Annotated in this window: 7 protein-coding genes; all 7 read left to right on the top strand. The window is 55.8% G+C overall.

What is annotated here, in order from left to right; translation table 11 throughout:
* On the top strand, positions 1–448 hold a 448-nt coding region (locus ABX962_RS28970), incomplete at its 5' end, for an ArsR/SmtB family transcription factor (protein WP_372724717.1).
* A 211-nt stretch (positions 449–659) separates the two neighbouring features.
* Entirely contained in the window at positions 660–1,385 is a 726-nt protein-coding gene (locus ABX962_RS28965; RefSeq protein WP_372724715.1) for an NYN domain-containing protein, read from the top strand.
* Positions 1,382–1,525 (top strand): hypothetical protein, encoded by a 144-nt coding sequence (locus ABX962_RS28960; RefSeq protein WP_372724713.1) that lies wholly within the window; start codon positions 1,382–1,384, stop codon positions 1,523–1,525. The genes ABX962_RS28965 and ABX962_RS28960 overlap by 4 nt, the downstream gene beginning before the upstream one ends.
* Before the next feature lie 335 nt (positions 1,526–1,860).
* Positions 1,861–2,172 (top strand): VF530 family DNA-binding protein, encoded by a 312-nt coding sequence (locus ABX962_RS28955; protein ID WP_372724711.1) that lies wholly within the window; start codon positions 1,861–1,863, stop codon positions 2,170–2,172.
* A gap of 112 nt (positions 2,173–2,284) precedes the next feature.
* A complete protein-coding gene (locus ABX962_RS28950) occupies positions 2,285–3,019 on the top strand; it encodes an SDR family oxidoreductase (RefSeq protein ID WP_372724709.1) in 735 nt (244 codons plus the stop codon).
* Positions 3,020–3,334: 315 nt separating this feature from the next.
* Positions 3,335–4,462, top strand: a complete 1,128-nt coding sequence (locus ABX962_RS28945) for an FG-GAP repeat domain-containing protein (RefSeq protein ID WP_372724708.1) — start codon at positions 3,335–3,337, stop codon at positions 4,460–4,462.
* Positions 4,459–5,490 (top strand): PQQ-binding-like beta-propeller repeat protein (locus tag ABX962_RS28940; protein WP_372724706.1); only part of this gene is annotated, 1,032 nt, incomplete at its 3' end. The genes ABX962_RS28945 and ABX962_RS28940, both read left to right, overlap by 4 nt.

Raw genomic sequence — 5,490 nt, 5'->3', positions numbered from 1 at the left:
GGGTACGCGACTGCCGAACCACATCTGCAAAGGCCCTTCGATCATGACTTCGACGACAAAACGACGCTCGCGGGGAAACATGTCGAACGTTGCCTTGGCGGACCTCGGCGAACAGATCAACACGGTCTTTCGGGCCTTCGCCGACAGCACGCGGTTGCGGATATTGCATCGCCTAGTCGACGACGAAATCTGCGTGGGCGACCTTGTCGAAATCCTGCAACTGCCGCAGCCCACGGTATCACGGCACCTAGCGTATCTACGCAAAGCCCATCTAGTCGACGTCCGCAAAGAAGGACTCTGGTCGTACTATTCGCTGGCCCCCGCCCAGTCCTGTTTTCAGCAAAAGCTATACGACTGCCTTACCGATTGCTTCAATGAGGTCCCCGAATTGCGGGACGATGCGCTTCGTGCCCAGCAGTTGAAGGAATCCGGCGGTTGCTGCGAATAGGCCTTCGCAACGCGACCCAATCCAGCCATCGACGGTGCAAATCACACACTAAACCTTGGGGCCGCTGGCAACGCTATAATCGACCGATGGGGAGCGGCGAAATTGGCCAAATACGCTTCTGATCGCAACGACGCTTGATTCCCGGAATCGGCGTTCGACTCCTGCTCTGCCCCAATCCTTTGCTCCTCTTTCTCTTGTGTGATTCACCTTCATGCCTGACAAAAGTCTTCACGACAGCATCGCGTTGTTGATTGATGCAGACAACGCGCCTGCTGCAAAGATCGACTTCATCATCTCTGAACTGGCCACCTACGGTATCGTCAATATCCGAAAGGCCTATGGAAATTGGACCAAGCGTCCATTGGACGGTTGGATCAAAGTGCTGCATGAATATGCGATCGCACCGACGCAATGTTTCGACTTGGTGAAAGGAAAAAATGCGACCGATATGGCGTTATTGATCGACGCCATGGACATCCTGTACACCAAGCAAGTCCGCACGTTTGGCCTAGTTTCATCCGACTGTGACTTCACCCCGCTAGCGCTGCGAATACGTGAGGATGGGAAACAAGTGATCGGATTCGGTCGCCAAACCTCACCGGAGCCTTTCGTGTTAGCGTGTAGCCATTTCATCTATTTGGACGAAGACGACAACAACAATACACCGCAGAAGAAAAAGGAGCATTCGGTGTCGTCGTTGAAACAGAACACGAAACTGATGAACACGCTTCGAACCGCGGTCAAAGATGCTGCCGATGACGATGGCTGGGCGTCGCTCGGCCCCGTGGGGTCCCACATTTCCAACCAAGGACCCTTCAATCACCGCACCTACGGTTTTCCCAAACTCAGCGACATGTTCGAAGCGATCGATCTGTTCGATATCAAAAAAACCAAAACCGCCGGCCGATCTTTGGTTCGTGTCCGGCTTCGGAAATGAGCGTTGGCAAAGCAAACGCGGCCACCGCGGTCAAAACTCTTGGCGTGTTTCGCTACGACTTGTCCGCAGGAACCTCACTTTTCCAACGAATCAGCACTTCATTTCGTCGTAGCGGGCCGGGAGTGAAGGGCGGATCGTAGCCTGCGGTCTCAGCGGCTTGCTCGGCGACCAATCCCTTCTGCTCAACGCATCAAAGGGGTCAAACCTGTTCTGTTCAACTGAGAAAACTCTCTGCATGGATAAGGCTTGCTTGCGCTTCGCGATTGTATTCTGCGTAACTTCAACAGCTGATTTTCCGTGAGCCTCCTGCACGCACGTCGCTGTCGCCCCTACCGGGGCTAATGGCTGTGGGGTGGAATGCGTTCCCACGGCTTACGCCGTGGGCTATGTGCTGCCGTCGCTGTCGGGACTCTTCCATTTGGCTCCTGCTTCGGAATCCATCGCACCGATTCGCCTTTCACGCTAAACTGGTGCCATGAATCCGACCCAGCCCAATCGTTCGCTCCCGCAACCCAATAATCCCCTTCACGGGGTCACGCTCGAGTCGATGCTGAATTATTTGGTTGCGGAGTATGGCTGGGGGGAACTCGGGCAGCGAATCAGGATTCGCTGCTTCACCAATGATCCGAGCATCAAGAGCAGTTTGAAATTCCTGCGAAAGACCGATTGGGCCCGAGCCAAGGTGGAAGGACTCTACTTGCACTCGATCCGTTACGATGATCAACATCGCAGTCAACATTCCGATTATCACGAAAGCCCACGTGTCACCCCCAGTGTCTGGGATTGATTGCTGGTTCTCTCACGCGGTGGCGGGTCCGTATGCTCGTCGTTCATTGCTGTGATGAGGATGTTTCCAGGGCCAACGATGGCTTCCCCTTTCTTCTGACATGGCAACAACCGTGGCAAATAGCAAAACTGTAATCGTGACCGGTGGATCGGGAGGCATTGGAGCTGCCATTTGCCGCAACCTTGCTAACGCGGACTGGAATACGGTGGTGCACTACCACCGTGACCGCGATGCGGCCGAAAAGATCGTCGATGAAATCAAGGCAGCCGGAGGCCGTGCGATCGCCGCGAAGTGCAACCTCAGTGATGAACAACAAGTCGCGGAGTTGTTTGACGCAGCAAATGCCGAGTTTGGCAAAATTCATGGCGTCGTTGCCTGTGCGGGGGTCGGCGGCGGCGGACCGGTTGTGGAATCGAGCCTCGATGACTTTCAAAAACTACTCAGTGTCAACGTGGTCGGAACCTATCTGACGATTCGTGAAGCGGCGCGCCGGATCGAAGAGGGTGGTCGAATCGTTTTCGTTTCCTCACAGCTCGCTGAACGACCGCGCGAAGGGACGGGGCTGTATTCGGCAACCAAAGCGGCCATCGACGCCATGATCGTTTCGATGTCACGCGAATTGGGTGCACGACGTATAACGATCAATAGCGTTCGCCCCGGTGCGACCGAGCCGGGAATGTTTGCCAACAGCAGCGAAGAGCGTAAAGCGTATTTTCGCAATCTGTCGCCGTTTAAACGACTTGGCCACCCCGACGACATCGCGGGTGTCGTTGAATTCTTACTCAGTAACGATGCCCGATGGATCACCGGTCAACACTTGCGAGTCGATGGCGGCGCGTCAAACTGATTGCGTTCAGCCAATAACGATCCTACGGTACGATTCGACACCAAGGATGAAGTTCGTGCTTGGGTTGGATGACGAGGTTAAGGCCGATCCGGCGACCGCGGTGACGAATAAGGGGCCAAGCGACAGCGACACCCAGCCACGAAAGTTTTGAGGCAATATGGAGGGTGACAAAACGCTTGATGATATTAAGCTGTCCTCGTACTACGCCGCGTGCTCGCCGAGCACGCGGCAGACGAGCCGACAATGGACGATGATACCGATCGCTTTGATCGCGCAGCGAGTCAGCGACGATCACCACCCAACGACTGAACCGTGATGAAGCAACCCATCCCCGCCATCCTGTTGCTGATCATGGTGATGTCTGATGGTTACTGCAGCGGACAAGAAAGAATCTTCGTCTCAAACGATCGGCTGATTCTGGGGACCGAGACGAACCGTTCCGCCGCGGTGCGACACGCGGACATCGACGGCGATGGCGACATCGACTTGATCGTCGCCAATGGACGTCATTGGCCACAGCAGAACTTTGTATTCATCAATCAAGGTCGCAGCCGATTCAATGTCATGCGGCCGCTGGGGGACGATCGATCAACCAGCTACGCTTGCGAGCCAGCCGACTTTGATGGGGACGGCGATGTCGATATCGCGGTCGGCAATGACAACGCACCGTGCATGATCATGCTGAATGATGGCAACGGAGTGTTCACGGCGGGATCTGAATTCGGTAGCCCCTCGAGCGTCCGTAGTCTCGCGGTCGCCGATATCGACGGCGATGGCGACATCGATATTCTTGTTACCTGTCGCGGTCGACCCAACCGTATCCATCTGAATGACGGTTCCGCGAACTTTCCTGTTGCTTTCGAATTTGGCAGCTCGAACGATTCGACGATCGATGTCGCGGTCGCGGACGTCAACGAGGATGGTCGTCTCGACTTGTTGCTCGCCAATCGCGATGGGCAACCCAACACGATCTTGATCGCCGAGGGCTCGGGCGGCTTTCGCAAACCCAAGCTTTTCGGTCCCAAAAATCTCTCCAGCCGAGCCATCGCTGCGGCCGACTTCAATGCCGACGGCCACATCGACTGGGTCGTCGGCAACGTCGACGCAGCCAATTCGGTCTTCTTCGGTGACGGCAACGGCGGCGTTCTGACCCAAACCTCCATCGGCCGAGATGACGGAAAAACGTACTGCGTCGCGGTGGCTGATTTCAATAATGATGGTCTGCCGGATATTGTTGTCGGCAACGTGGGACAACCCCATGCAATCTATTTCAATGCGAATTCGGGGAAGACGTTCGCTGAAACACGGTTCGGAACTGCTGACACGGCAACCTACGGGTTGTGCAGCGGCGACTTCGACGGAGACGGATTCACCGATGTTGCGGTCGCCAACTCCGATGGTTTGAATCGAGTGTTCCTAAATCAAAGAAAAAAGAATCGATGAGCAAATTGACCACTCCCGTGGCAGCGTTTCTGATGGCTGCATGTCTATTCACATCCGCCTCGGCCGAAGTCACCAACGATTGGCCAGGTTTCCGAGGTCCGGGCGGGCGAGGTATTGCCACCGATCAAGTGACTGCGGAATCGTGGGATGCGACAAGCGACAACGACGACGCCATCCTCTGGAAAACCGACGTCCCCGGACTCGGCCACGCCAGTCCCACGATCATCGGCGATAAGATATTTCTTGCCACTGCGGTTCCAGCCAGTGGCGATGCACCGCTGAATGTCGGTCGCAATGGCAATACCGACGCAGCCGACGACAACGGCGAGCAAACGTGGTGGGTGCTGTGTTACGACAAAGCAACGGGCAAGGAACTTTGGCGCAGTGTGGCTCGCAAAGGGGAACCCAAAGCGACTCGCCATGCCAAGGCGACTCATGCCAATACGACGATCGCTGCGGATGCCGATCATGTTGTCGCCTTCTTTGGTTCCGAAGGTCTGTATTGTTACGACCACGACGGCAACCTGCTGTGGCAACGCGACTTGGGGGTCATCAACGTCAGCAAGTACGGAATCGGTTGGGGCTACGCCAGCTCGCCTGCGATTTACGGTGACCGCGTCGTTCTGGTCTGCGATGACCCCACAGATCCTTACGTGGTGACGCTGCGTCTGTCGGACGGTGAAGAGATTTGGCGAAAGTCGCGTCTGGATGATTGCGAGCGAAGCTGGGGAACGGCGCTGATTCACACCGACGATGACGTCACGCAAGTCGTTGTCAATGGTTGGCCTTGGATTGTTTCTTATGACCTGGAAACCGGCGACGAGGTGTGGCGGATCGAAGGAGGCGGTGACAATCCGATTCCGACTCCGTTTGTTCACGACGATCGCATTTATATCACCAATGCTCATGGGGGTCCGTCACCGATCTATGCGATTGCAACGGACGCCAAAGGAAATTTGACAGAATCCGAATCGGCTGCCGAGCAAAGCGTGGTTTGGCAAGTCGATCGGGGCGGCTGCTATATGTCG

The organism is Novipirellula sp. (assembly GCF_041583735.1).
Classification (GTDB): domain Bacteria; phylum Planctomycetota; class Planctomycetia; order Pirellulales; family Pirellulaceae; genus Novipirellula.
The sequence above is the reverse complement of the archived record's forward strand: the minus strand, read 5'-3'. Positions and strand labels throughout refer to the sequence as shown.